Consider the following 1,269-nt stretch of genomic DNA (forward strand, 5'->3'; position numbering starts at 1 on the left):
AATTCAAACATTTGATCACGACGCAATGTTACTTTGCAACCAACTGGATAGTTATCACGGATTTTAAAACCTGCGATAGATTTACGAGCAACAGTAACAACTGGTTTTTGACCAGCAATTTTCTCTAAATCAGAAACAGCGTGTTCCATAACTTTTTTATCAGCAACAGCTTCACCTACACCCATATTCAAGGTGATTTTTTCAATACGTGGAACTTCCATTACTGATTTGTAACCAAATTGTTTAACCAATTCAGGAACAACTGTATCTTTATAAAACTCTCTCAAACGAGCCATGTTATCTCCTTATGCTCCAATGATAGAGCCATTTGATTTGAAGAAACGAACGCGTTTAACTTTGCCTTCATTTTCAATCAGCTTAATACCAACACGGTCTGCTTTATTAGTTTCCGGATTCAGGATTGCAATATTAGAAATATCCAAAGGCATTTCCTTAGTAATAATGCCACCCTCAATACCACGCATTGGATTAGGTTTTTGATGGCGTTTCACAACATTAACACCCTCAACAACAACTTTATCACCCAACACTCGAACTACTTGACCTTGCTTACCTTTATCTTTACCGGTAATCACTACAACCTGATCGCCTTTAATGATCTTATTCATCGCGCTATTCCTTATAATACTTCAGGCGCCAATGAAACGATTTTCATAAATCGCTCAGTACGCAATTCACGGGTTACCGGACCAAAAATACGGGTACCCAGAGGTTCAAGTTTATTATTCAACAACACAGCAGCATTGTTATCGAATTTAATTAACGCACCATCAGGACGACGCACACCCTTAGCAGTACGAACAACTACCGCATTGTATACATCACCTTTTTTGACACGACCACGTGGGGCTGCATCTTTAACTGCAACTTTAATAATGTCGCCAACAGAAGCGTAGCGACGCTTAGATCCGCCCAATACTTTGATGCACATTACGCGACGCGCACCAGAGTTATCAGCCACATCTAAGATGGTCTGCATTTGAATCATATTAGTACCTTTAAATTAACCAACTTAATTTACCACTTTCATATAACTCGCACCTTACTTTAAGCTGCTTATTAAATGAAACCATCACGGTTCTAGTAAACCAGTCTTGGATCCCGAAGGGAGAGAAACTTCCATAAGAAGCTGGAAGATAAGAAACGAAGTTTACACGCAAATTAACTTTGCTGCAAGACTTCGTTTCTTATTAAGCTACATTACTGTGTTTTAAATCAAACAGTACGCGCTTTCTCAACCAATTCTTT

3 protein-coding genes are annotated in these 1,269 nt (G+C 38.7%); all 3 read right to left on the minus strand.

All coding sequences use genetic code 11. The annotated features are described in order from the left end of the window. The coding region (gene rpl5 / locus ACTHSP_RS18745) for a large ribosomal subunit protein uL5 (RefSeq protein ID WP_440346658.1) at positions 1-296 on the minus strand (296 nt) is incomplete at its 3' end. Positions 297-305: 9 nt separating this feature from the next. Beyond that, on the minus strand, positions 306-629 hold the full coding sequence (gene rplX / locus ACTHSP_RS18750; RefSeq protein WP_003684754.1) for a 50S ribosomal protein L24: 324 nt from the start codon (positions 627-629) through the stop codon (positions 306-308). Positions 630-640: 11 nt separating this feature from the next. Further along, entirely contained in the window at positions 641-1,009 is a 369-nt protein-coding gene (gene rplN, locus ACTHSP_RS18755) for a 50S ribosomal protein L14 (protein ID WP_002215434.1), read from the minus strand. Positions 1,010-1,269: the final 260 nt, after the last annotated feature.

The sequence above is a fragment of the Neisseria sp. P0001.S005 genome (assembly GCF_051963715.1).